We start from the raw sequence: 25116 nt of genomic DNA, 5'->3' as shown, positions 1-25116 counted from the left end.
CTGCTTGACGAAACCGAACACCATGCTCAGGCCCAGGCCGGTGCCGTGCCCATCGGACTTGGTGGTGAAAAACGGCTCGAAGGCCTGCTTGAGCACTTCTGGGGACATGCCGCTGCCGCTGTCGGCCACGGTCATCCGCAGGTACTCGCCGGGTTTGATGTCCTTGCCGGCACAGAACCTGCGGTCCAGCAGCAGATTCTCGGCGCTGATGCGGATGGTGCCCTCGCCGCCCATGGCGTCCCGGGCATTGATCGCCAGGTTGAGCACGGCGTTTTCCAACTGATTGCGATCCACATGGATGCACCAGGGCTGGTCGGGCAGTTGCACCTCGATAGCAATGGTTTCACCCAGGGCTCGCTGCAACAGCTCCCCCAGCCCCTCGTACAGATGGCGCGGGTTGTAGATTGCCGGCGACAACGGCTGGCGCCGGGCAAAGGCCAGCAGTTGGGTCGACAGCTTGGCGCCGCGTTCCACCGCCGCCAATGCGGCTCCGGTGCGGCGCTGCACATTGGTATTGTCCGGCTCATGGCGGGCCAGCAGGTGCAGGTTGCCGGCGATCACTTGCAGCAGGTTATTGAAGTCATGGGCCACGCCACCGGTGAGGCCGCCAATGGCTTCGAGCTTCTGTGATTGACGCAACTGCTCCTCGGCGCTCAGGCGGGCATTGACCTCCTCCAGCACCCGTTGCTCGAGGTTGCGGGTCATCTGCCGCAGGTCATCCTCGGCGGCCTGTCGGCGCTGCTCGGAAATCACGTGGGCGGTGGTTTCCACGACGATGGCAATGACCCCGGCCGGCGCCTGGTCATCACCGGCCACCGGGCTGTAGTAGAGGTCCAGCCAGACGTTTTCCGGTTCGCCGTTGCGCAGCAGCACCAGTTCCTTGTTGCGGTAGGACAAGGTGCCGCCACTGAGGCAGGTGTTCATCACGCCACGATTGAACTCGGCCACTTCCGGCCAGCCCAGCTCCACCGCGCAGCCCAGCAGATAAGGGTGGCGACCGCCCGCGAACACCGCGTAGGCATCGTTGTAGATCATGTAGCCCAACGGCCCCCAGAGCATCACCATCGGCACCGGCGAGCCGAGCATCAGTTGCACCGTGCTGCACAGGCTATGGCTCCAGTGCTGCAATGAGCCCAGGCTGGTGACGGACCAGTCGAAGGCGCGGATGCGCTCGGCCATCTCGCCTTTCCACCCCTGGCACCCGTGATGATCTGATAAGAACGGCATGAACGGACTCTACGAAAAACGTGATACAGCATGGGTTTTCAAGAGGTTGCGCACAGCCTCCAGAGCCTTTGAGCACGGCCCGGGCGGATGGTTTCATGGTTTTCAGCCCCGGACCGGAAAACCTGGACACGCCCGGTTCAACAGCACTGAACACACAGGATAGGCGATCCCGGCCAGTCCAGGAGGACGCCGGCCAGCGCCTCCCTGGAAAAGGGCGGATTGCCCGCCCGCAAGGACCTCAGTCGGTGCCGTATTTCGGCGAGCGCGGACCGTACAGCAGACCGGTGCGTTGCCCGGCCGACAGCAGGCGCTGGCTGGTGATGCCGGCGATCGGGTGCCCGGCGTCGGTGGAAGTGTTGATGATCTGCTTCACCGCGGCGGTGATCAGCATGCCCACCAGGCCACCGTTGTTGCCGTTGTTGCCTTCCTCACTGGAGGCGCGGGCGCTGCCGGTCCACAACGTGGTGCCGGTCTTCAGGTCCACCAGGGTGGCGCTGGCGGTGACCACGGTGGCGCTGCTGATCAGCATGTAGCTGGTGCCGTATTCCTTGACCGTGATGTACATGCCGGCATCGGCGCCGAAGATCTCGTTGAGCTTGGCCGGCGCCAGGCCGTGGATGTCTGCCGGGTTGGTCAGGCCGTTGTGGCGGAAGGTTTCGTCCACCAGCGCAATCGGCATCACGTAGTAACCGGCTTCGGCCAGGGGAAAGGTCACCTGGGACAGCATGCTGTAGGTGGCCTTGACGTCCGGCGACTCATTGAGCGGCGGCAGTACCAGGATCGACTTCGGCCGGGCCTGCTTGTAGGCCGAGTAGTCCACGGTCTTGGGCGCGGCGCAGCCCACCAGCAGGCTGACGGTCAACAGGCCCAGGAGGTTGCGCAGGGTATTGAGGCTCATTGGGCATCTCCCTTCTTGGCGCTCTTGAGCAGAAAGTCCATGTAGCGCGCCGACTCGGGGAACAGCGCCTTCTCGGTGTTGAACTGCTGCACCATCTGGTCATCCTTGCCCAGGTCCGCATAGAGCATGCCCAGGTGGGCGTGGTAGCCCGGCGGCACGGCCTTGCCGGTGGACTTGATCTTCTGCAGGTCGCGCTCCAGCGCCTCGACCTGGGCCTCGCGGGCTTCCTCGCCCTTGAAGTACTCGTAGGTCTGGGCCTGATAGGTTTCCCACTGGTACAGCGTCTTGGGCCCACTGCAACCGGCCAGCAACACGCTGCCCAGCAAGGCGCCGGCCAGCAGTGGCCGCACCGTCATTGTCTTGAACATGCTTACGTCTCCCTGTCAGCAGTGTTGATCAGCGGCCGGGTTTCCAGGCCCCGGCGTCGATGGCCTCGACCATGCGGTTGACCGCCTCGCGCATGGCCAGGTCCAGCACCTTGCCGTTGAGGGTCGAGTCGTAGGAAGCGGTGCCGCCGAAGCCGATCACTTCACGGTTGGACAGGGCGTACTCGCCGGCGCCCTGGGTCGAATACACCACTTCGGAAGTGCTGATATTGACGATGTTCAACGCCACCTTGGCGTAGGCCACCTGGGTCTTGCCACGGCCGAGAATGCCGAACAGCTGGTGGTCGCCGGTTTCCTTGCGGCCGAACTCGGTGACGTCGCCGGTGACCACGAAGTCCGCGCCCTTGAGTTTCTGCGCCTGGCCCTTGATCGCCGCTTCCTGCTGGATCTCGCCCATGTTGTCGCGGTCCAGCACGTTGAAACGGTTGGTCTGCTGCAGGTGGGTGATGAGGATGGTCTTGGCCTGGCCGCCGAGGCGGTCGACGCCATCGGAGAAGATCCCGCGCATGTAGCTGGAACGGTTATCGAACTTGCCCACCGCCATCGGCACCCGGGCGCCGGTCCACACCTGGCTGGCGCTCTGGACTTTTTCCACCGGCAAGGCCCGGGAGCTTTCGGTGGCACAACCACTCATGCCCGCCAGCACCGCCAGCGCCGCGCCGGACAACATCAACTTCGAGATCACTCTCACTCTATGTTCCTTTTTGAGTATCCATTTAGAGGCACTGTTAGATGCACTTTCGCCCTGCCGTACTTCTGCGAACCCCAGTCTGTGCGGGCTCGAAATCGTCTGCAGGGCGTTCTGAAACTTGATGCAGGGGGCATCATCGGCGGCGATTATGCCAAAGCGCCATCAGGCCGAAAAGGAATAAAAAACCTTGGCGCCAGTTCATTGACTGCTTGATTCCCCGGCCCGCCCAAGCACTTCGGGCAAGTGCCTGATCCCTCAATGAAAATCCCGACTGCGCACGCTGATGCCATCCAGCAACGAACTCAGGTCACTCAGGCGCCCGGCAATCAGGTGGCGCACTTCACCTTCGGCTTCCAGGGTGCCGTCGACCTTGAGCAACTGCGCCCCCACCAGTACCCGACGCTGGCGTTCGGCCAGGTCGCGCCAGACCACCACATTGACGTTGCCGAACTCGTCTTCAAGGGTGACGAAGGTCACCCCGCTGGCAGTGCCCGGGCGCTGGCGCCCGGTGACCAGCCCGGCCACGCTCACCGAGCGCCCGTGCTCCACCTCCAGCAGTTCCCGCGAGCTGCGGCAACGCTGGGCCTTGAGCTGTGGGCGCAACAGCGCCAAAGGATGCGGCCCCAAAGTGGTGCCAAGGCTGTGGTAATCGGCCTGCAGGTCTTCACCGACACTGGGCCGGGGCAGGTTCACCGGGGCTTCCTCCTGGCGTGGCAGCTCGGCGAACAGCCCCAGCTGCTTCTCCACCCCGGCCACTTCCCAGCGCGCCCGGTAGCGATCCCCCGCCAGGCCGCGCAAGGCCCCGGCATCCGCCAGCAGCTCCTGGGCACGCAGATCAAGCCGGGCCCGCTGGCCCAGGTCGGCGACATCGGCAAAGGCCCGTTGCTGGCGGGCGCTCTCGATGCGTTGGCCATCCTCCTGGCGAAAGCCCTTGATCATGCGCAGCCCCAGGCGCAGAGCCGGCTGCCCGGACATGAAATTTTCAGCGCGTCCGGGGTGGCTGGGGATCGGCTCCAGGCTGCAGTCCCAATCACTGGCCCCCACATCCGCCGGCAGGATCTGCAAACCATGGCGCCGGGCGTCCTGGAGGATCTGGTCGGGGCTGTAGAACCCCATGGGCCAGCTGTTGATCAGGGCGCAGGCGAAGGCCGCCGGTTCGTGGCACTTGAGCCAGCAGCTGGCGTAGGTCAGCAAGGCAAAACTGGCAGCATGGGATTCGGGAAAACCGTAGCTGCCAAAGCCCTTGATCTGCTCGAAGATCTGCGCCGCGAACTCGTCGCTGTAGCCGTTCTTGCGCATGCCTTTGCGCAGCCGTTCGCGGTGCGGCTCCAGGCCGCCGTGGCGCTTCCAGGCGGCCATGGAGCGGCGCAACTGATCGGCCTCCCCCGGGGTGTAGTCGGCGGCGACAATGGCGATCTGCATCACCTGCTCCTGAAACAGCGGCACTCCCAGAGTGCGCTTGAGCACCGCTTCCAACTTCGGCGACGGATAAGTCTCCGGCTCTTCACGGTTACGCCGACGCAGGTAGGGATGGACCATGCCGCCCTGGATCGGCCCGGGCCGGACGATGGCCACCTCGATCACCAGGTCGTAGAAGTTCTGCGGCTTGAGCCGGGGCAGCATCGACATCTGCGCCCGGGACTCGATCTGGAACACGCCAATGGTGTCGGCGCGACCGATCATCGCGTAGGTGGCGGGGTCTTCAGGCGGAATGCTGGTGAGGCTGTAGCGCTGGCCACGGTAGCCGTGGATCAGGTCGAAGCAACGGCGGATGGCGCTGAGCATGCCCAGGGCCAGAATGTCCACCTTGAGCAGGCCGACCATGTCCAGGTCGTCCTTGTCCCACTGGATCACCGTGCGCTCGGCCATCGTCGCGTTCTCCACCGGCACCAGGCTGTCCAGGGGCTGCTGGGAAATCACGAAGCCACCGGGGTGCTGGGACAGGTGCCGGGGAAAGCCGATCAACTGCCCGGTCAGGCTCAGGACCCGGCGCAGCACCGGGCTCTCGGGGTCGAACCCGGCCTCCTGCAGGCGCTCGACACTGGGCGGCGTATCGCTCCAATGGCCGCAGCACTCGGCCAGGGCATTGACCTGATCCGGCGGCAGGCCCAGGGCCTTGGCCACATCGCGCACCGCCCCGGCGCCGTGGTAGGTGCTGACCACGGCGGTCAGCGCCGCGCGATGCCGGCCATAGCGCTGGAACACGTACTGCAGCACCTCTTCGCGGCGCTCGTGCTCGAAATCGACATCGATGTCCGGCGGCTCGTTGCGTTCGCGCGACAGGAAGCGCTCGAACAGCAGGGTCGAGCGGTCCGGGTCGATCTCGGTGATGCCGAGGGCGAAACACACCACCGAGTTGGCCGCCGAGCCCCGACCCTGGCAGAGGATGTGCTGGCGCCGGGCGAAGTCGACGATGTCGTGCACCGTGAGGAAATAGCTCTCGTAGCCCAGGTCACAGATCAGCTCCAGCTCCTTGTCGATCTGCTTCAGTACCTCGGCCCGGGCACCAGCGGGCCAGCGGCGCACGATGCCGCGCTGGGTCAGCACCCGCAGCCAGGAGCCAGCGTCGTGGCCCTCGGGCACCAGCTCCCGGGGGTATTGGTAGCGCAGTTGGCCGAGATCGAAAGCGCAGCGCCCGGCGATGGCCAGCGACTCGTCGAGCAGGGCCTGGGGGTACAGGCCTTGCAGCACTTCGACGGGCCGCAGGTGGCGCTCGCCGTTGGCGAACAGGCGTTGCCCGGCCTCGGCCACCGGCAGGTGATGGCGGATCGCGGTCATGGTGTCCTGCAGCGCCCGGCGCCCGCGCACGTGCATGTGCACATCGCCACAGGCCACGGTTGGCAGCCCCAGTTGCCGGGCCAGGGCCAGTTGCTGTTGCAGGTGCCGGGCATCGTCCTGGCCGCAATGCAGCTCCAGCGCCAGCCACAGGCGCCGGGGGAACACCTGCTGCAACCAGCGGCCCTGGGCCAGCGGCTCACCGGCGCCCGTCAGCCACAGGGCCAGCAGCCCCGGCAGCGGTTCGGCGAAGTCTTCCCGCAACAGGCGATAGCTGCCCTTCTCGGCCCGGCGCCGGGCCCGGGTGATCAACCGGCACAGGCCCTGGTAACCCGCCAGGTCTTCCACCAGCAGCACCAGGCGCGGGCCGTCCTCGACCTGCATTTCACTGCCGACGATCAGCTTGAGGCCCGTATCGCGTGAGGCCTGCCAGGCCCGGACGATTCCCGCCAGGGTGCACTCGTCGGTGATCGCCAGGGCCTGGTAGCCCAGGGCCTTGGCACGCTGGAACAATTCGGCGGCACTGGAGGCGCCGCGCTGGAAGCTGAAGTTGGACAGGCAGTGCAGCTCGGCGTAGGCGCTCATGCGAACCAGCCCTGCAACAGCAGCGGTCCGGGCTCGCCGACCTGACGATAGGCCCAGCCTTGCTGGCCGGTGGCGGTTTCGATCAGGTAGTAGTCGCGGCGCACATCGGCACCGTCCCACCAGCCGGACTCGATGCGTTCCGGGCCCATGAGAATCCGCACCGAGCCCTCGCCCAGCACCTGGGGCTCGCTGAACAGCCAACCGGGGCGGCGCAATCCGGGGCTGGCCGGACAGGGTCGCGGATCAGTCTGGGGCTGCCAACTGCGTTCCGGGCGGTGATCGGCGCGATGCCCCAGGCCCTGCACCGCGTCATCCCCCAGGCGCGCCCGCAGGCGTTCGCGCAACTGCTCCCAGGGCAGGTTCTGCTGCGGGCGCTCGTCGAACAGCTCGCTGTGCTGGGGCACGAACAGCGGCAAGTCCTCGGCCACCAGCCGCAGGTTGCGCACCGGCGCCGGCACCTGGATCTGCTCCAGGCGCCCGCGGGCCAGCTCGAACAGCATCGCCGGGTCGCGCTCGGCGCTGAGCAGCCCCACCGGAATCAGGGTGTCGGCGCCTTCGGCGTGCTCCAGGTGCAGGGCAAAGCGCTGCACGCCACTGTCGCGACCACAGAGAAAGGCCGCCAGATCGGCGGTGAGCCGGCGCAGGGGAAACAGCAGCGCTTGATGGGACTGCACATCGAAATTCAGCTCGATGCGCAGGTCGAAGCGGTCCGGCGGCTGATAGAAGGCCAGCCCCAGCGGGCGCTCGCCGAGCAGGGTATCCAGGTGCTTGAGCAAGCTGCCGTCAAAACGCCGGGCCAGGCTGGGCCGGGGCAGCTCCCGCAGCTGCTCGAAGCTGCGCACCCCCACGCGCGACAGGGCCGTGGCCTGCTCCGGGGCCAGGCCCAGACGCTCGATGGGCATCGCTCCCAGGGCCTGGGCCAGGGCCTGCCGATCGGCCACCGCCAAGCCGTCATAGGCATTGGCCAGGACCCGGGCCGCCGCCGGGTTCGGCGCGGCCACGATGCGATGACGAAAACCCAGGGCCTGCAACTCCCGGCGCAGGCGCGCTTCCAGCTGCGGCCAGGGGCCGAACAGGCCCAGGCTGGACTCGATCTCCAGCACCAGGGTGCGCGGGTAGGCGACGCTGACCTGGGAGCTGAAACCGTAGGCCCAGGCGGCAAGAAACTGCTGCCAGTGCTCGATCTGCCGGGGGTCGTATTCGGCGCTGGCAAAGGCCTTGGTCAGGGCCTGGGCGGCGGTCAGCGATTGCCCGGGGCGCAGGCCCAGTTCGCGGGCGGCGGCGTTCACCGCCTGGATCACCCGCCGCTGCGGGGTACCGCTGAGCAGCGCCAGGGGCGCTTCGGGCTCGGCGCGCTGACGCAAGACTGCGTCCAGCGCCAATTGCGGGAACAGGATGCACACCCAACGCATGCCAACCTCAGTGCCCGGCGGGCCAGGCGATAGGCGCCGGATGGGCCAGCCCGCCCCGGCACTTGAGCACCCGCAACTGCCCGGGACGGCCTTGCACGGCAATCCGCAGGGCCGCCGGCGAGGGGTTGTGCGCGGCGTCCAGGGGCCGATAGGCAAAGGCCAGGGTCTGGCCGCTTTCCGCCGCCACCTGCAGGCGCCGCAGGGCGCGATCGTCGGCTTGCTGCGGCCAGCACAGCACCGCGCCGCAACTGCCGGAACGCAGGCACTGCTCGGCGGCCCACAGGGCATCACGCTCCCCGGCCTGGATGATCGACAACTGGCGCACATCCACCCCGGCGTTCTGCCAGGCCTGGGGATAGGGCACGAACGGCGGCGCCACCAGCACGATGCGCTCCCCCGCCGCGCTCAGCCGCGCCAGGCTCGGCCACAGCAGTTGCAGCTCGCCCAGACCCTGGGCGGCAATGAGGATTTCGGTCAGTGCCGCTTCCGGCCAGCCGCCCGTGGGCAGCACCGCATCCAGGGCGGCATGGCCGGTGGGCTGCGGGCTGGCAGGCGCGGCGGCCGGGCGGCCTTTCCACACCCGCCCGGCATTGAACAGGGAATCCAGTGCGACCACGGCGCCCATCAGCCTTGCCTCACCAGACCGCAGAACACGCCTTCGATAAACAGTTCGTGGTCGGCCGTGACCTTGATCGGCTGATAGGCCGGATTGCGCGGCAACAGGCGAATGCCCTGCCCCTTGCGCTCGAAACGCTTGATGGTCACCTCGCCGTCCAGCCGGGCGATCACGGTCTGGCCGTTGCGCGCCTCACTGCTGCGGCGCACTGCCACCAGATCACCGTCGAAGATACCGTCGTCGATCATCGAATCGCCCTGGACCCGCAGCAGGTAATCCGGGGTGCGGCTGAACAGGCCCGGGTCCAGCAGCAACTGGCCGTGTATTTCGGCATCGACGCCAATCGGCGCACCGGCGGCCACCCGCCCCAGCACCGGGATTTCCAGCAGCTCGGGGCGCCGCGGCTGGTTGAGCAGGCGAATGCCCCGGGCCTGATGCGGGTTGACCTCGATGAACCCGGCCTCGGTCAGCGCCAACACATGCTTGCGCGCCACGCTGCGCGAGGCGAAACCGAACGCCTGGCTGATTTCAGCAAGGCTCGGGGGCTGGCCGTGATCGGCGATGCGTTCGCGGATAAAGGTCAGGATGGCAGTGCGGCGGGGAGATAAAGTCGTCATGGAGTACATTTGTACTCCTCTCGGATTTATCTGACAAGAACCGCCAATCAGTCCAGGCCACGGCTGGCCAGGAAGCCGCCGACATAGTCGATGAACGCCTGCACCTTGGCGGTCGCCCGCCGGTGGCTGGGGTAGACCGCGAGGATGTGCGGCCCGAAGCTGTCCGGGTCGATCGCGTAGTCGGCCATCACCCGCACCAGGCGCCCGTCGGCCAGGTACGGCGCGGCGCTCCACAACGGGGTGTGCAGCAGGCCGCGCCCGGCCAGGGCATTGGCCAGCAGCAGGTCGTAATTGTCACTGCGCAGGCGTGGTGCCTGGGGCTGGGGTAGGCTCAGGCGCTGGCCGTCGCGCTCGACCCACCAGAACTCCCGGCTGAGCAAGGGGTGGCGATACAGCAGCCATTCATGCTCTTCGAGGGTCTGCGGGGTCACCGGCCGGCCCTTGCGCGCCAGGTAGGCCGGGCTGGCGCACAGGGCCAGGCGGTTGCTTCCGACCACCCGGGCAATCAGCCCCGGCAGGTCGTCATGGCCTTCGCGCAGGGCCAGGTCGTAGCCGCTTTCCAGCAGGTTGACGAATTCGTCGCACAGGTCCACTTGCAGATTGATCTGCGGGTACTGCTCAAGAAAACCGTCACACACCTGATCCAGAAACGCCTGGCCGTAGGCCAGCGGCGCGGTGACCTTGAGGTTGCCGCGCAGGCCATGCTGCAGCTGCTCCACCTCCTCGCCCACCTCTTCCAGCCGCTGCAGCACCTGGCGTGCAGTTTCCAGATAAAGCCGGCCGATTTCGGTCAGCACGATGCGTCGGGTACTACGCTCGAACAACCGCGAGCCCAATTCGGCCTCCAGGTGATTGACCGCCTTGGTCAGGGCCGACGGGGTCTTGCCCAACTGCTCGGCGGCCCGGCTGAAACTGCCCAGCTGGGCGGTGACCACGAACATCTTCAAGGCATTCAACTTGTCCATGGTTTTTCCATCCAGGCAAAAATGTTTTTCGTGAAGCAGCCGTTCTGCCCGCTATGGACAGCCCCTAATCTGGCGATCAGACGCAATAACAAGGAAATGTTCAATGAAAAGATTGACCCCCACGCTGTTACTGGCCGCCATGAGTTTTGCCTCGTTGGAAGCCGTGGCGGCAGCCGACCTGGTGCTGCTCAACGGCCAGGTCTTCACCGCCGACCGCGCCCAGCCCAAGGTCCAGGCCCTGGCGGTGGAGAACGGCAAGGTCCTGCAAGCCGGCAGCGATACGCAGATCAAGGCACTGATCGACAGCCACACCCGGGTCGTCGACCTGGGCGGCAAGACCCTGATGCCGGGCCTGATCGACACCCACTCCCACGCGATCTTCGGCGGCCTGGAAATGACCGGCGCCAACCTGCAGGACGAGGTGGTCAGCCTCGACGAACTGGAAAAACGCCTGCGCGCCTGGCGTGACGACGGCAGCGCCCGGCATGCCGACGTGCTCAGCATCGCCGGCATGAGCTCGGCCTACTGGGCCCAGGCCGCGGCCCTCGGCCAGCGTTTCAACCAGGGTGAATGGGCCGGTATGGCAGTGGTGTTCACCGGCAGCGATCACCATACCGCCTGGGCCAATGACTTCATGCTCAAGCGCGCCGGGATCGACGCCGCCCTGCTCAAGAGCCTGCCCGAGGCCGAACGCGGCACCATCGGCCAACTGCCCGACGGCCGCCCCAACGGTTTCCTGGTGGACGCCGGCTGGGACCGGGTGGCCGCGAAAATGCCGGTGCCGGGGCCCGAGCAGATGCTGCGCGCCGCGCAGTCGGCCCTGCACTACAACAACAGCCTGGGGATTACCGCCTGGATGGACCCGGCCGCCAACGCCGCCCCCGGCGAAGCGGTGTTCGCCCTCAAGCCCACCGAGCACACCGTCGGCGCGCTGCCGGCCTACAAGGCCCTGGCCGAGAGCGGCGGGATGAGCGCCCACGTCGCCGCCCTGCTGGTGGCCAACCCCCGCAGCCGGCCGGCCGACCTCGACACCCTGGACAAGGTGCGCCAGCAGTTTCAGGGCATCCCCAACCTGACCCTGCCGGGCATCAAGATCTTCGCCGACGGGGTGATCGAATACCCGGCGCAGAGCGCGGCGATGCTCGAGCCCTACAGCAACTCGCACAAACCCGGCGAACTGCTGATCGACCCGGCGCATTTTGGCGAACTGGTCAGCGCCATCGACCAGCGCGGCTGGCTGGTGCACATCCACGCCATCGGCGACCGTGCGGTGCGTGAGTCGCTGAACGGCATCGAGCGGGCACGCCAGGATCGCCAGAGCGGCATCAGCCACTCCATCACCCACCTGCAGATGGTCAACCCCAAGGAGTTCGCCCGCTTCAAGCCGCTCAACGTGATTGCCTCGATGCAACTGCTCTGGGCCTCGGCCGACGACTACACCCTGGACATGATCAAGCCCTACGTCAGCGCCCTGGCGTTCCGCTACCAGTACCCGGCGCACTCGCTGCTCAAGCAGGGCGCGACCATCGCCGGCGCCAGCGACTGGCCGGTGTCGTCGCCCAACCCGTGGAACGCCATGGCCCAGGCCATCACCCGCCAGGGGCCCCTGGGGGTGCTCAACGCCGACGAACGCCTGGACCGCGAAACCCTGTTCTATGCCTACACCCTCAATGCCGCGCGCACCCTGGGCCTGGAACAGCAGATCGGCTCGCTGACGGCCGGCAAGCAGGCCGACTTCATCGTCCTCGACCGCGACGTGTTTACCGTGGACGAAAAGGCCCTGCATGAAACCCAGGTGCTGCAGACCTGGTTCGCCGGCCGCGAGATCTACAGCCGCCCACTCTGACCCCGCTCCACCGTTGCACCGCCTGCCCCGCGCCCTGGTGACGCCGGGGTACGGCGCCGCCTTGCCCGCTCCCCCATAACAATCACAACAACGGGATACCCATGAAGACCCTCACCCTGCTCACCCTGGGCGCCGTGTGCCTGCTGCCGCAGGCCGGCCACGCCCTGCCCCTGACCGACGACCTGGCCATGGAACTGGAGCTGACCCTGGCCAGCGACTACCGCACCCGCGGCATCTCCCAGACCCAGAACGACCCCGCGGCCCAGGCGGCCGTGACCCTGCTGCACAGCAGCGGCCTGTACCTGGGCACCTGGAGCTCCAACGTCGATTTCGGCGGTGGCCTGAAGACCCGCCAGGAAGTCGACTACTACGGCGGCTGGCTGTGGCAGGCCAGCGCAGACATCAGCCTGGACCTGGGCTACCTGAAGTACAGCTACCCCCGGGAAGCCCAGTTCAACCAGAGCGAGGTGTACGGCATCCTCAGCGTCTACGGGGTCAAGCTGGCAGCCTATTACTCCGACGATGCCCCCGGCATCGACAGCCAGCAGAGCACCCTGTACCGCTACCTTGGCTACGAGACCCGACTGCCCCTGGAACTGGGGCTGCATCTGCGCTACGGCCAGATGGACTTCAAGGACCCGCGGCTGATCCGCGCCTCGGGCCAGGGCGAGGACAGCTACCACGAATGGGAAGCCAAACTGACCCGGGAAATGGCCGGGCTGGAACTGGGCCTGAGCTACATCGACACCGACCTGTCCCGCAGCCAGTGCACCAGCAACTACGGCTTCAACGACCTGTGCGGCGCCACCTGGGTGGCCAGCGTCAAGAAGACCTTCTGAATGCCCATCCCGAAGGCCACCTTCGCTGGCAATGCCCCCCCACAAACCCCGTAGGAGCCGGCTTGCCGGCGAAGGGGCCCGAACGACTGGCCCCCGCCTCAAGGCCGCCTTCGCTGGCAAGCCAGCTCCTACAAAAGCCCGCAGGAACACACCGGCAGTGCGCCCCACAAACCCCGTAGGAGCCAGCTTGCCGGCGAAGAGGCCCGAAGAACTGGCACCCGCCTCAAGGCCGCCTTCGCTGGCCAGCCAGCTCCTACAAAAGCCCGCAGGAACACGCCGGCAGTGCGCCCCACAAACCCCGTAGGAGCCGGCTTGCCGGCGAAGGGGCCCGAACGACTGGCACCCGCCTCAAGGCCGCCTTCGCTGGCAAGCCAGCGCCTACAAAAGCCCGCAGGAACACGCCGGCAATGCCCCCCACAAACCCCGTAGGAGCCGGCTTGCCGGCGAAGAGGCCCGAAAGGCGGGCGCCTCAGGATCAGCCGCGCTGCAGGATGCGGTCCATCACCCGGTCGGTCTTCAGGGCTTCGCTGGCCAGGGCCGGGTGCCGGATCTGGCCGCGGATATGGGCGTTCATGCCCTGCACGTGATGCCACTGGATGTGCGCGGGGTGGTCGATGAACAGGTTCAGGGGCTCTTCGGCTTCGAGTTGCAGCGGATGCTCGTCGAATACGGAAAAAGTGATGCGCCCCTGGCTGCCGATGATTTCCACCCGGTCCACCCGGCGGTCGGCGACGAAGTTCCAGGCGCCGCTGCCCAGCGCCCCACAGGCGAAGCGCCAACTGGCGCTGACCGCATCCTCGGCGGCATACAGCCCGGCCTGGCGGGTGCTGAAGCCGGCCACCTCGACGATATCGCCCAGCAGGTACTGGAACAGGTCCAGGCCATGGCTGGCCAAATCGGCGAAATAGCCGCCGCCGGCCACTTGCGGGTCGGTACGCCAGTTGGCCGCGCCGCTGCGGTCGGCCTCGGAGGCAGCCTTGCTCAGGCTCCAGTGCAGGTGCCGGACCTCCCCGATGCGCCCATCCGCCAGCCATTGCCGCACCTGCGCAAAGCGCGGCAAGGAACGCCGGTAATAGGAGACGAACAGATGCAGCCCGGCCTGCTCGAAGGCCTGCTGCATGGCCAGGCTTTGCCCGGCATGCAGGGCCATGGGTTTTTCCACGCAGCAATGCTTGCCGGCGGCGGCCACTTGCAGGCTGTAGGCGTAATGACTGTCGGGGGGCGTGGCGATGTACACCGCGTCCACCTCGGGGTCGTCGATCAGGGCCTGGGCATCGGTGTACCAGCGGGCAATGCCGTGGCGCTGCGCATAGTCGCGCACCGCCTCGGCCCGGCGTCCCATCACCGCCACCAGCGCCGACCCCGGAACCTTGTAGAAGGCCGGGCCGCTCTTGCGCTCGGTAACACTGCCGCAACCGATCATGCCCCAGCGCACGGTCCGCAGCGGCTCGGCCCCGGTGTTCATTTCGACGCTTGCAGCGCGCGCAGGTCGAGCTGGCCGTTGTGCAGCGGCGGGCACCAGTAGTAGCCCCCGGTGATCGGCCGGCTCATGCGGTACAGGCCGTCGGTGATGCCGTCTTCCAGGCCGCTCATGCGCCGCAGTTGGGCTTCGAAGGCGTTCAGGGTGTGGCCGAAGGCAAGGAACATCAGGCCACCCTTGTCACCTTCGATCCACGGCATCGAGCGGCGCACGAGAAAGGCTTCCGGGGTGAAGCTTTCCTGGGCGGTGCGCTTGACGTGGGCCGAGACCGGCGCGTCGTCCAGTTCTTCGTTGTCGCTCAGGCGCCGGCCCATGATGTGGTCGCGCTCTTGCTGGTGCATCGCGGCAAACCCCTGGAAGTCGTGCTGCCACTGCTGGATCGCGGCAAAGCTGCCACCGCGCAGGCCGTCTTCGCCCTCGGCCAGTGCGGCGGCCACGGCGGCTTCGTCCTGAGGGTTTTCGGTGCCGTCTTCATAACCGGTGAGGTCGTGGCCGGTCTTGTGGCGGAAGGTCTCGTTCATGCCGACCAGGCGCAAGGCCGGGGCCAGGGCGGCCGCCAGCTCGTTGCTGCGGTGCAGCAGCTCGCCGCGATCATCACCGTGCAGCCAGACCCACAGCGCGTGCTGGGTCGAAGGGTTGTCCACGCCCACGCCGGTCAGCGCCGGGAACGCCTTGAGCCCTTGCACTCGCGCGCCCAGGGCCTTGACCAGCGACGCGCCAAAACCTGCCACCGCCGTTGCGCCATCCACCCGTGCCAGCAACTGGTCGAGGGCCTGGGGCAACGCCTCGATGGACTCAAGGGCAAAGAACAGGTGGCGGGCCTGGGACGGAACGGGTGCAGCGAGGATGCCGGGCTGGTAGTAACTCATGGGAACTCCTGAATAAAGGCGCAGGAGTTTACCGCCATGGGCTGCCGGCGTCAGCGTCGAAACGGGCAAGGCTTGTCGCCGCTTGCGCGGCGACGTTGCAAGGCCGTGGTGAAAAGGCCGGGCCGGGGTTGTGTAGCCGCTGCCGCAGGCTGAGAACGGCATGGGCGGCATTGCGACGCAGCAGACGCGGGGATCTGGAGGCCGCTCAAGGTTCGATGGGAGATCGCCAAGCAAGGCCCTGCGGGCCTTTGCGCAGCCTCGCGGGCTCGGCAGCGGCTACAGGGGCGGCCTTCAATGCAGCGCCGCCTCTTCGCGAAAGGCGCTGGGGCTCAGGCCGGTCCAGCGCTTGAAGGCCCGGCGGAAGCTGCGCACGTCGCTGTAGCCGACCTCTTCGGTGATGCGTTCGATGGACAGCTCCGGGTTGCCCAAGAGGTTCAGGGTTCGCGCCTGGCGCACCCGTTCCAGCAGCGCCTCGAAGGTCAGGCCGTGTTCGGTCAGGCGCCGGCGCAGGGTGCGCCCGCTCATGTTCAAATCCCCCGCCACCTGCTCGATATGGCTGCCGGCCCGCAGGTCCCGGCTCAGGGCGCGCTCCACCGCCTGGATCAGGTCCATCTTCTGGTGCACCTGGGCGCTTTCCAGTTCCAGCAGCTTGAGCGCCTGGCGCAGCGCCACCGGATGATGGTTGGGCAGCGGCGCCTGCAACCAGCGGGCCTCGATCACCATGCGCGCCTGCAGGCAGCCGAACTGCACGTGGGGGCCCAGCAACCGGGTATAGAGCTCGGCATAGGCCGGCGCGGCGTGCATGAACTCCACCCGCAGGGCCTGGAAATCCGCGCTGACCAGGGCCCGGCCATAGATCAGCAGGCTGGCGAAGAACTCTTCCGCGGCAAAGATCTGCACCTCGCCGTAGGGCAGGCGGCATTGCAGCTCGACAAAGAACTCTTCGCCCTGGCGCCCGACATCGGCGCTGACAATGGTGCCGGAGGTGTGCTGATGGCGGATGCCCAGCTCGAAGGCGTCGCCCAGGGTCCGGCACAACGACAACGCATGCCCCAGCAGGCCCAGGGTGCCCAGCACATTGCGGCTGCCGACCCAGAGCCCCAGGCCCTGCTGCGGCAATGCCGCCAGGGCACGTTCGATCATCGCCACCGCCTGGCGGTAGGAGATGCGCAGGGTCGGGTCCTGCAGGTCGTCCAGGGTAAAGCCCAGGCCGCGACACAGGCGCTCGGCGCTGACGCCCTTGGCTTCGGCGACATCCGCCAGGGTCTGCAGCAGGAAGGGTGAAACCAGGGCCAGCTGGTCGTGGGCATCGGCGGCTTTGATCTGCATGGGAGTGGGCTTCCGGGCCGCTTGAGCGGCTGTTTTTATTGTCGGTCAGGCACCGGTGCCAAGGCTTCACCGGCGGTTCAAGCATATCCCGTTGCCTGGGGTTTTACGGGGGAATGTAACAAAGCATTGCAAAGTGTCCGACAAAGTCCCCCTCCCTGTCCGCCAATACCCTGCCCCGCGCCCGGCCCAGGGCTTATTTCTATGGGGCGGGCGGCGTGCCTGCCGCCGCGCCCCCACTAACAATAAGAATGAGCCCAACCATGCACCCGACCCGCCTCACTCGCTCCCTGCACCTGGGCGTGGCCCTGGCCGCCTGCGCCAACCTGAATGCCCAGGCCACCGAATCCGGGGTCGACAATATCGGCCCCGGCACCGACGGCTTCTACGTGCTGCCCCTGAGCCCCGACCAGCTCCCGGAGCACATGTTCGCCTTCAACCTCTACTACAACCATTACCAGGCCAGGAAGCTCGACATCAGCTCCTTTGGCGGCAAGGTCCAGGAGGTCAGGATCACCTCCGACGCGATCATCCCGCGCCTGGACTACCTGAGCCCGCTGCGGGTCCTGGGCGGGCGCCTGGGGGGCTACGTGGCCCAGCCCTACCTGCGCCAGCAGGTGTCGCTGTACGGCCAGAGCGACCGCCGCGAAAGCATGGGCGATACCACCTTCGCGCCGATCATCCTGTGGGACATGGGCCCCGACCTGACCCTGGGCGCGGCCTTGGAAGTGACCCTGCCCACCGGGCAGTACGATGCCGATCGGCTGGCCAACACCAGCAACAACTTCACCACCTACAAGCCGCTGTTCTCCATGACCTGGCTGCCCAGCGAACGCACCGAGCTGTCGTTCAAGAGCACCTACAGCTTCAACCAGGAAAACCACGCCACCCACTACCGTTCCGGGCAGATCTTGCACTTCGACTATTCGGCCAGCTACCGCCTGACCGACGACCTGAGCCTGGGGCTCAACGGCTACTACCTGAAGCAGACCACCGACGACAAACAGAACGGCAAGACCGTGACCTTCATGGGCGAGGACGTGAGTGACGGGGTACGCGGGCAAGTGTTCGCCATCGGCCCGGCGCTGCACCTGCGCTTTCTCAGGTACGCCAGCGCCGAGATCCGCTGGGCCAAGGAGTTCGACGTGGAAAACCGCCCCGAGGGCGACATGCTCTGGGCCAAGCTGACCATTCCCTTTGCCCTGTGAAACCCGCGGCAGCCTGAAGCTGCTGCGGGCTCGGCGGGAGATCGCCAGGCAAGGGCTATACGTGGGATCAGTACACCGGCCAGCGTTCGACGATGCGCCCGCCGCGCAGGGCCAGCAGGTCGCCAAACTGCAGCAGTACCGCTTCGCTCTGCTGCGGGCGCAGGAAGACCTGGTCGTCCACCTGCAAGCCCACGGCGCGGGAGCCGTTGACCATCTCCTGGTTGGAGCTGCGACCGAACAGCTCGTTGCTCTGCAGACCCGCCGGCGATTCGAAATCCGCCAGCCAGTGGCCGCCATAGATGAAGAAGGTCTGGTGCTGGTTGCGGTCCCACCAGGAGAACAGCCGCGACTTGTCGTCCAGGGCCGGGATCCGCACCGGCCCGGTACTCTTGAGCACCGGGGTGGCGATAAAGGCGGCCGGCACGTGCTGCTCCAGGGACGCCAGGTCGTAGTGGCTGGGCTTGAGCAGTGCGGTGCCCACCGATACTTCGGTGCTCAGGCTTTCCTGCTCGTGCCGACGATAGCTGGGGCTGCCGGCGGTGTTCAGGGTCAGCTCGGCCTGCCATAGCGCCGGGTACTGCTGACGGGTGAAATCGGCAAAGCCGTTGTAGCGCTGCATGACCTTATCGAACAGGCTTTGCGGCGACCCGAGAATCCCCGGCACGCCCATGTCGACAAAGGGGTCGTAGCCCATGAAGCCGGCAAACTCCAGGTGCCGGGGGTTGGCGCTGATCAGCGCCAGCATCCGCCCCAGCACGGCGTGGTCCGCCACGCCGCCACGGTGCAGCCCCACATCCAGTTCGATATTGATGCGCATCCGCGTGCCCAGGCCCTGGGCCAGCGCCAGGTACTGCTGCAGGCGTTCGGGGGTATCGAGCAGCCATTGCAGTTGCCGGCGCGGGTCGAACGGCCCCTTGAGCTGCTGGTAGAACAGCTCGACGGCGCGGATCGGCAGGGGCTTGCCCAAGAGGATATCGGCGTCGGCAAATACCTCGGCGTCGTGGTTGAGAAACGGCTGGTGGAAGGACATCAGGCGCCGGGTACCGGCGCGCTGGGCGATGTAGGCCAGGAGCCCGGGCGACGGCAGGGATTTTTCCACCAGGCGCAGGTGCTTGCCGCCGCGCTGCACCGACTGCATGACCACATCGATGTTGTGGTCCAGGCGATCCAGGTCGATCAGCATCACCGGTTGCATCGGCCCGTGGGCCTTGAGCTCGCGATTGAGCTCGGCGAAGTACGGGCTGTAGGGCAGGCCCCGGTCGCCGGGCCGCAGCCAGGCGCCGACACCGGCCAGCAAGACTCCGGCCCCCAGGGTGCCGGCCATGAAATGACGACGGTTCATTGTGCGCATCTCCTGTTCACGCCACACCCAGCACCGAGGCCAGGTGGGCGTTGATGAATTTGCCTTGCGGGTCCAGTGCCTGGCGCACCCTGGCGAAGGCTGCCCATTGCGGGTACAGCCCCTGCAGGGTGCGGGCGTTGAGGCTGTGGTGCTTGCCCCAGTGCGGGCGCCCCTGGTACTTCCAGAAGATCGGCTCCACGGCGGCGAAGAAGTTGTGGTGGTCCATGCTGTAGTGCTGGTGCACCGAGATCGAACAGCTGTCGCGACCTTCGAACATGCTCAGGGGAATGTCGTCGGCCTTGACGTAGCGGTACTCGATGGGAAACCAGGTGCGCAGGTCCTTGTCGCGGATCAGCGCGAGGATTTCCCGCAGGCACGCCGGCCCCAGGTGCGCCGGCACCGAGTACTCCATTTCGTTGAAGCGCACGCTGCGCACGTTGGCGTAGATCTGGTAGGAATCCCCCACCCGCTCATCGAAGCGCGCCAGCCAGCGCAGGCTGTTGAGCAGGTGGCGGCGGGTCTCGGGGAAGTCGCTGACGTACTTGTCGAGGTTTTCGATCAGGTTGACGAACTCGTTGCCGCCCTCCTCGGCCGGATCGGTGGGCGGGGTCGGCGGTTCCGTGGTTTCGTTCAGGGCCACCGCCAGGGCGTAGTCGGAGTGGGTGACCACGAGCATTTCCCAGTGCTGGTTGTCGCGGGTCAGGTTGTCCATGTCCTCCAGCAGTTCCTCGGTCTTGCCGATCCACTGTTTTTCCCGCAGGCGATAAGCCTCGCGGTTCTGCAGGCGCACCCGGGTCGCCACCCCCAGCGCGCCGAGGGACACCCGGGCGGCGTGGAACACCTCGGCGTTGCGCCGGGGGTCGCAGTCCAGCACTTCGCCGCTGGCGGTCACCAGTTGCAGCCCGCAGACCCGGGACGAATAGGAACCGAAGCCGATCCCGGTGCCGTGGGTGGAAGTGGCAATCGCCCCGGCCAGGGTCTGGTAGTCGATATCCGCCATGTTCCACAGCGCCTGCCCCACCTCCTTGAGCGCCGGGCCCATCAGCGACATGGGCGTGCCGGCGGCGAATTCGGCTTGCAGGGTCTTGGGGTCGTGGTCCAGCAGGCCGTTGAAATAGGCCAGGGACAGCAAGGTGCCGTCGGTGGGCACCAGGGCGCTGAAGGAGTGCCCGGCACCCACCGGGCGGATCTTGCCCGGGGCCTGGCGGACCACCTGGCGCAGTTCATCCAGGTCCTTGGGCGCCAGCCGCGCCTGGGGCAGGCAGCTTTGCGCGCCGGACCAGTTGCGCCAGGGAATCAGCCGCGGGGCGCGGGCCAGTTCGGCCAGCAGCGGGTTGCTGCACAGCGCGCTGAACGCGCCGAGGGCGCCGGCCCCTTGCAGCAGCCGGCGTCGGGAAAGGTGCATGACCATGAAGGGAGAACCTGTGCTTTTTATTGGAATGAATGGCCGGACATGAAGCTGATCAGGGCCAGGAACTGCTCTTCGCTGCACTGCATGCACTGGCCCATGGGCGGCATGCCCTGGTAGCCGTTGATGCTGTGGTCCAGCAGGGTGTCGGCGCCCTGGGCCAGGCGCGGGGCCCAGGCCTTGGCATCGCCGGCCAGGGGCGCGCCGGAGGCCGGGTTGGCATGGCACAGCTGGCAGCTGCTGGCGTAGACCTGCGCCAGGGCCGGGTCGGCCGGGCTCTGGCGGGCGGCGTCGAGGCGCACGGCAGCAGGCGACTCAGCCTCGCCGCAGGCGCTCAGCAGCAGCCCCAAGGCCAGGCCCAGGGCGCTACGAATCGGTAGCCAAGAGTGGCGCCGCAACGGGCGCGAACAGGCGGGGGTGACAGTGGGCATCGGCGGTCCTCAGTGCGGCCAGGGCAAGGGGCCCGCCCCGGCGACAGCGGCGGACCACACCCGGCCACACTAAGACACCCGCGCCCCGGGGTTGAGGGCATTGGCGGCCAGCCAAGGGGACAGGCTCGGCCAGCCAGGGCGCGCACGGTCAGCCAGAGGCTGCCTGCATGGCAACGGGCCCATGCCTGCCCCGCGCCTTACTTGATCCGGTAGTGGAAGGTGTTGCGCACCGCCGGCACCGTTACCGCCTGGCCATCGATCAGCCGCGGCTGATAACGGAAGGTCGCCACCGCTGCCAGGGACGGGCGCATGAACAGGGGGTGGCAACCGTCGATGACCTTGGGGTTCTCCACCCGCCCCTGGGGGTTGACGCTGTATTCCACGGTGCAGTCGCCTTCCAGGTTCTTGTCCAGGGCCCGTTGCGGGTAGTCCGGGGCCTCCTTGCTCAGGGGCTGGTACTGGCGACTGTCGGCCGCCGCCTGGGCCGCCTGCTGGCGCGTGCGCTCGGCAGCCAGCCGCGACTGTTCGGCACGCTGGGCCTGCGCTTGTTCCTGGGCCACACGTTGCTCGGTATCGCGCCGGCGCTGCTCGGCCTCCAGGCGCTCGCGCTGCTGGCGCTGCTGCTCCTGCACCTGCTCACGTTTGTCTTCCACCCGCTTGCGCGCCAGGGCCGCCTGCTCCAGCTTCTGCGCCTGTACCTGGGGGTCAACCCGGGGCCTGGCCGGCTCCGGCTCCGGCGCAGCCGCGGGCGGTGGCGGTGGCTGTGGCGCCACCTCGACCACCGTCGGCAGCGGTTCCGCGGGGGCGGCAGGCGGCGCCAGCATCACCAGTTGGGTGGTCAGTACCGGCGGCGTCTCGACCTGCGGCTTGTCCACCGACCAGCCCAGCACCAGCGCCACCAGCACTCCGGCGTGCAGGGCCAGGGCCAGGCTGGCCGCCAGGCTGTTGCGCCAGAAGCCGGACGCCTCGGGCCGCAGGGGCATCGCGGTGGGGTTGTGCATGATCATCGCCGTCATTGCGGGGCCTCGGTCACCAGCCCCAGGTTGTGTACCCCGCCCTGCTGCAACGCGGCCATGGCCGCCACCACGCTGGCATAGGCGGCGTCCTGGTCGGCGCGGATATACACCTGGGTGTCGCCGCGCCGGGCAATCACCTGGGTCACCTTGGCGCGCATCTGCTCAAGGTCCACAGCGCTGTCGGTCTGATTGCGGGTGTCCAGTTCGCTGCCCAGGTTCCAGTAGTAGCCGCCACCGGCCTGCACCGACAGGGTGAGGATCTGCTGGCGGCTGTCGGTGGCCAGGGCGTCGCTGGCGACCTTGGGCAATTCGATCTTCACCCCCTGGGTGAGCATCGGCGCGGTGACCATGAAGATCACCAGCAGCACCAGCATCACGTCGATGTAGGGCACCACGTTCATTTCCGCCTTGGGTCCGTGCTTGCGTTGCGGCCGGGTCAACATCGGCTTGCTCCTTCTCTCAGGCGGCCACGGCCAGGTGGCTCGGGGTGCCCTGCAAGGTGCGATGCAGGCGTACTTGCAGTTCATTGCCAAAGGCGTAGTAGCGGGTCAGCAGGGTCTGGCTGCGGGCCGAAAAGCGGTTGTAGGCAATCACCGCGGGAATGGCCGCGAACAGGCCGATGGCGGTGGCGATCAGCGCCTCGGCAATGCCCGGGGCCACGGTGGAAAGGGTCGCCTGCTGCACCTGGGACAGGCCGAGGAAGGAATTCATGATCCCCCACACGGTGCCGAACAGGCCGATATAGGGGCTTACCGAACCCACAGTGGCGAGAAACTGCAGGCCCTTTTCCAGGCGGGTTTCCTGCTCGCTGATGGCCACGTACAAGGCCCGTTCCACACCCTCCAGCACCCCTTCTCCGGCACCGCCGGGCTGGCCGCGCAGGTGGCTGAACTCCTGGTAGCCGGCGGCAAAGATCGGCTCCACGCCGCCTTCGGCGTCGCTGCCCCTGGCCACTTCGCGGTACAGCGGCAGCAGCTCGGGGGCGGCGCGAAAACGCTGGATGAAAGCCTGGAAGCGCTGCTCACGACCGCGCAGCACGGCGCCACGCTGGATGATCAGGTACCAGCTGAGCAAGGACGCCAGGAGCAAGGTCAGCATCACCGCCTTGACCAACAGGCTGGCATCGCTGATCAGCCCCCAGATGCTCATGTGTTCGAGTGTGGCCTGCATGGTGGAACTCCTTCTCGGGTGCCCGCCTGGGCTGGCGGGGCTATTCGATGACATTCAAATGACAAGGTGATGACCGCCGGCTCAGGGCAGCTTCAGGGCCTGGGTGACCTCGGCCCAGGGCACGAACTTGAAGTTCTGGGTCTGCTCGGGCATGCGCTTGCGCCCGTCCTGGACCACCAGCAGGCCCTGGCTCCAGGGCCCGCCGAGGTTGGCCGAGGTGACTTCCAGGCCATCGGTTTCCGAGGCGCCGTCGATCCCCGCGCGGGCGTTGAGGCTGACCCGGAAGGCGCCATGGGAAGCGAACGGCGGTTCGGCATCCAGCACCAGGTAGCTGTCGTTGCCCTGGCTGGAAATCACCAGGTAGTCGCGGGCGTTGCTCTGGTACAGGGCCAGGCCCTCGACATCGGCCTGCAACAGGCCGCCGACCTTGATCACGCTGTGCAGGGTCGCCGGCTGCTCGGGCCGGGCATCCACCGCCCACACGCCAACGTCCTCTTCCCCAAGGAACAGGCGCTGGCGCTGGTCATCGGCGACACAGCCCTCGGGCTGGCTGGCCACCTTGAACTGGCGCACCAGCTCGCCCTGGGCGGTGCCGCCAGGCGCGCTCAGGCGGTACTGGACGAAGGTGCCGTCCTTGTCGTTGGCAATCGCATAGATCTCGCCGCTGGCCGGCTGGAACAGGCAGATGCCGTAGATTTCCTTGAGCGGCGTCGGCACCTCGCCGGCCTCGCTCAGCTCGCCGCTGGCGCGGTCGATGGCGAACAGGCTGAGGCTGTTGCGGTCGCGGTTGCTGGCCACGGCCAGGTCCACACGGCGCTCGCCGAGCTGGAAGTTGGGCCGCACGTCGACGTTGTTCAGCCGGCCCACTGCCAGCTCCTGCAACAGCTTGCCCTGCAGGTCGTAGGCCAGCAGGCCCTGCTTCTTGTTGGTGCCCAGCACCCGGCTCAGGGAGGGCTGCTGCGGGTGAACCCAGATCGCCGGATCATCGGCTGCATCGCCCTGGCGCCCCACCGGCTCGCTCTGTGCCGCCGCCTGTACGGTGGGCAATACCGGCGGCAGGGCCAGCGCAGTGGCCTGCCAGTTCAACTGGCCCTGGTACAGGCGCCCGTCCTCGTCATCGCGCAGCAAGACCTGCAGGCCTTTTCCGCTGGCGCGCAGGGCGATGTTTTCCGGTTCCTTGAGGCCGGCCAGGGGCAACGTGGCCTGGGCCAGCCAGCCTTTTTCCTGCTGCTGGTAGAGATGCAGTTGCGCGGCCTTCGGGTCCAGGCCCAGCACCCCGCCCGGCACCAGGGCCATGGCCCCGGCGCTTTTCCTGATGTCGCCAAAGGGCGCGCGCAGGGCCACCGGCTGGCGCGCGGTGTCGGCTTCGGCATGGGCCGGGTAGGCCCACCAGCCGACATTCTGTTCATTGACCAGCAGTTGCTGGACGGCGTCGTCCACCTGGCAGAACTTGGCCTCCGGCGGCAGGGGCAGGCCACGTACCCGCTGCGGTTCGGCGCTCAACTGCGCGCCGTGGCCCACCAGCCACTGCTCGCCCTTGCCCTCCTCGCCCACCAGGAACAGGAACAGGTTGCTGGCCTCGTCGCGGTACAGGCACAGGCCGTTGACCGGGAAGTCGCGGGGCGGCAGGTACAGCGGCTGGCCCCAGGTACGGCTGGCCGGGTCGAGGCTCAGCAGCAGCGCCTGCTGGCGCTGGTTGTCGAGGCTGGCCACCAGCAGTTGCTGGCCGGCGGCGCGGCTGTCCAGGCCGTTGAACGAGCCCTTGAAACGGGCCAGCTGGCGGCCCTGTTCATCCAGCAGCAACAGGCCTTCGCGCTCGCTGGCCAGCAGCCGGTCGGCGCCTGTGCCGGCGGGCACGAACCCCAGGCCGGTAACGCCCGGGGTCTGCTCGGCCCAGGGCTTGAGGTTCAGGCCGGGCACGTTGGGGGCCGCCAGGGCGGCGCCACAGGTCAAGCCAATGCACAGGGCCAGCAGGCGGTTTCTTGCGGTCGATACAGTGCTCATCACAA

General features: G+C 67.3%; 22 protein-coding genes. 3 read left to right on the top strand and 19 right to left on the bottom strand.

Features of this window, described 5'->3' with window-relative positions; all coding sequences use genetic code 11:
* From BLX41_RS17565 to BLX41_RS17525, 9 genes are all read right to left on the bottom strand, one after another.
* The coding region (locus tag BLX41_RS17565; protein WP_259744982.1) for an ATP-binding protein at positions 1–1227 on the bottom strand (1227 nt) is incomplete at its 3' end.
* 238 nt (positions 1228–1465) lie between these two features.
* The gene (locus BLX41_RS17560) at positions 1466–2125 is read right to left on the bottom strand and encodes a DUF799 domain-containing protein (protein WP_123725908.1); all 660 of its coding nucleotides are present in this window, start codon (positions 2123–2125) and stop codon (positions 1466–1468) included.
* Positions 2122–2493, bottom strand: coding sequence for a DUF4810 domain-containing protein (locus BLX41_RS17555; protein WP_123725907.1), 372 nt, complete (start codon positions 2491–2493; stop codon positions 2122–2124). The genes BLX41_RS17560 and BLX41_RS17555 overlap by 4 nt, the downstream gene beginning before the upstream one ends.
* Positions 2494–2521: 28 nt before the next feature.
* Complete coding sequence (locus BLX41_RS17550; protein ID WP_185073651.1) at positions 2522–3181, bottom strand: CsgG/HfaB family protein; 660 nt, start codon at positions 3179–3181, stop codon at positions 2522–2524.
* Between the two features lie 276 nt (positions 3182–3457).
* A complete protein-coding gene (locus tag BLX41_RS17545; protein ID WP_123725905.1) occupies positions 3458–6562 on the bottom strand; it encodes an error-prone DNA polymerase in 3105 nt (1034 codons plus the stop codon).
* Complete coding sequence (locus BLX41_RS17540; RefSeq protein ID WP_123725904.1) at positions 6559–7974, bottom strand: Y-family DNA polymerase; 1416 nt, start codon at positions 7972–7974, stop codon at positions 6559–6561. The genes BLX41_RS17545 and BLX41_RS17540 overlap by 4 nt, the downstream gene beginning before the upstream one ends.
* A gap of 7 nt (positions 7975–7981) precedes the next feature.
* Complete coding sequence (gene imuA, locus BLX41_RS17535) at positions 7982–8599, bottom strand: translesion DNA synthesis-associated protein ImuA (RefSeq protein WP_047287769.1); 618 nt, start codon at positions 8597–8599, stop codon at positions 7982–7984.
* A complete protein-coding gene (gene lexA, locus BLX41_RS17530; RefSeq protein WP_123725903.1) occupies positions 8599–9216 on the bottom strand; it encodes a transcriptional repressor LexA in 618 nt (205 codons plus the stop codon). Before lexA ends, imuA begins: the two co-directional genes overlap by 1 nt.
* Positions 9217–9254: 38 nt before the next feature.
* Entirely contained in the window at positions 9255–10172 is a 918-nt protein-coding gene (locus BLX41_RS17525) for a LysR family transcriptional regulator (RefSeq protein WP_123725902.1), read from the bottom strand.
* Positions 10173–10275: 103 nt separating this feature from the next.
* On the opposite strand from BLX41_RS17525, the gene BLX41_RS17520 reads away from it, so the two are divergent.
* Together BLX41_RS17520 and BLX41_RS17515 are read left to right on the top strand one after the other, a co-directional pair.
* On the top strand, positions 10276–12018 hold the full coding sequence (locus BLX41_RS17520; RefSeq protein WP_123725901.1) for an amidohydrolase: 1743 nt from the start codon (positions 10276–10278) through the stop codon (positions 12016–12018).
* Between the two features lie 101 nt (positions 12019–12119).
* Positions 12120–12857 carry a TorF family putative porin gene (locus BLX41_RS17515; RefSeq protein ID WP_123725900.1) on the top strand — a complete coding sequence of 246 codons (738 nt, stop codon included), beginning with the start codon at positions 12120–12122 and terminating at the stop codon, positions 12855–12857.
* A gap of 475 nt (positions 12858–13332) precedes the next feature.
* On the opposite strand, the gene BLX41_RS17505 is transcribed toward BLX41_RS17515, so the two are convergent.
* The 3 genes from BLX41_RS17505 to BLX41_RS17490 form a co-directional block, all read right to left on the bottom strand.
* The gene (locus BLX41_RS17505) at positions 13333–14301 is read right to left on the bottom strand and encodes a Gfo/Idh/MocA family protein (RefSeq protein WP_185073649.1); all 969 of its coding nucleotides are present in this window, start codon (positions 14299–14301) and stop codon (positions 13333–13335) included.
* Between the two features lie 17 nt (positions 14302–14318).
* Positions 14319–15206 carry a Dyp-type peroxidase gene (locus tag BLX41_RS17500; protein WP_123725898.1) on the bottom strand — a complete coding sequence of 296 codons (888 nt, stop codon included), beginning with the start codon at positions 15204–15206 and terminating at the stop codon, positions 14319–14321.
* Positions 15207–15497: 291 nt separating this feature from the next.
* Entirely contained in the window at positions 15498–16535 is a 1038-nt protein-coding gene (locus tag BLX41_RS17490) for an AraC family transcriptional regulator (protein WP_011061981.1), read from the bottom strand.
* A 260-nt stretch (positions 16536–16795) separates the two neighbouring features.
* On the opposite strand from BLX41_RS17490, the gene BLX41_RS17485 reads away from it, so the two are divergent.
* On the top strand, positions 16796–17740 hold the full coding sequence (locus BLX41_RS17485; protein WP_041752362.1) for a SphA family protein: 945 nt from the start codon (positions 16796–16798) through the stop codon (positions 17738–17740).
* A gap of 67 nt (positions 17741–17807) precedes the next feature.
* Here the strand turns inward: BLX41_RS17485 and BLX41_RS17480 are convergent, their stop codons facing one another.
* The 7 genes from BLX41_RS17480 to BLX41_RS17450 form a co-directional block, all read right to left on the bottom strand.
* Positions 17808–19013 carry a DSD1 family PLP-dependent enzyme gene (locus tag BLX41_RS17480; RefSeq protein WP_185073647.1) on the bottom strand — a complete coding sequence of 402 codons (1206 nt, stop codon included), beginning with the start codon at positions 19011–19013 and terminating at the stop codon, positions 17808–17810.
* An 85-nt stretch (positions 19014–19098) separates the two neighbouring features.
* Positions 19099–20427: a D-arabinono-1,4-lactone oxidase gene (locus tag BLX41_RS17475; RefSeq protein ID WP_185073645.1), complete on the bottom strand. Its 1329-nt coding sequence runs from the start codon at positions 20425–20427 to the stop codon at positions 19099–19101.
* Positions 20428–20513: 86 nt separating this feature from the next.
* Positions 20514–20921, bottom strand: coding sequence for a c-type cytochrome (locus BLX41_RS17470; protein ID WP_259744981.1), 408 nt, complete (start codon positions 20919–20921; stop codon positions 20514–20516).
* A 197-nt stretch (positions 20922–21118) separates the two neighbouring features.
* Entirely contained in the window at positions 21119–21937 is an 819-nt protein-coding gene (locus BLX41_RS17465) for an energy transducer TonB (protein WP_123725894.1), read from the bottom strand.
* Entirely contained in the window at positions 21934–22380 is a 447-nt protein-coding gene (gene tolR, locus BLX41_RS17460; RefSeq protein WP_123725893.1) for a protein TolR, read from the bottom strand. Before tolR ends, BLX41_RS17465 begins: the two co-directional genes overlap by 4 nt.
* 16 nt (positions 22381–22396) lie before the next feature.
* Complete coding sequence (tolQ, locus tag BLX41_RS17455; protein ID WP_123725892.1) at positions 22397–23107, bottom strand: protein TolQ; 711 nt, start codon at positions 23105–23107, stop codon at positions 22397–22399.
* Positions 23108–23188: 81 nt separating this feature from the next.
* A complete protein-coding gene (locus BLX41_RS17450; RefSeq protein ID WP_123725891.1) occupies positions 23189–25111 on the bottom strand; it encodes a phytase in 1923 nt (640 codons plus the stop codon).
* Positions 25112–25116 lie beyond the last annotated feature (5 nt).

This window comes from Pseudomonas protegens, assembly GCF_003732485.1.
Taxonomy (GTDB): domain Bacteria; phylum Pseudomonadota; class Gammaproteobacteria; order Pseudomonadales; family Pseudomonadaceae; genus Aquipseudomonas; species Aquipseudomonas protegens_B.
This window is presented reverse-complemented; position numbering and strand designations above follow the sequence as displayed.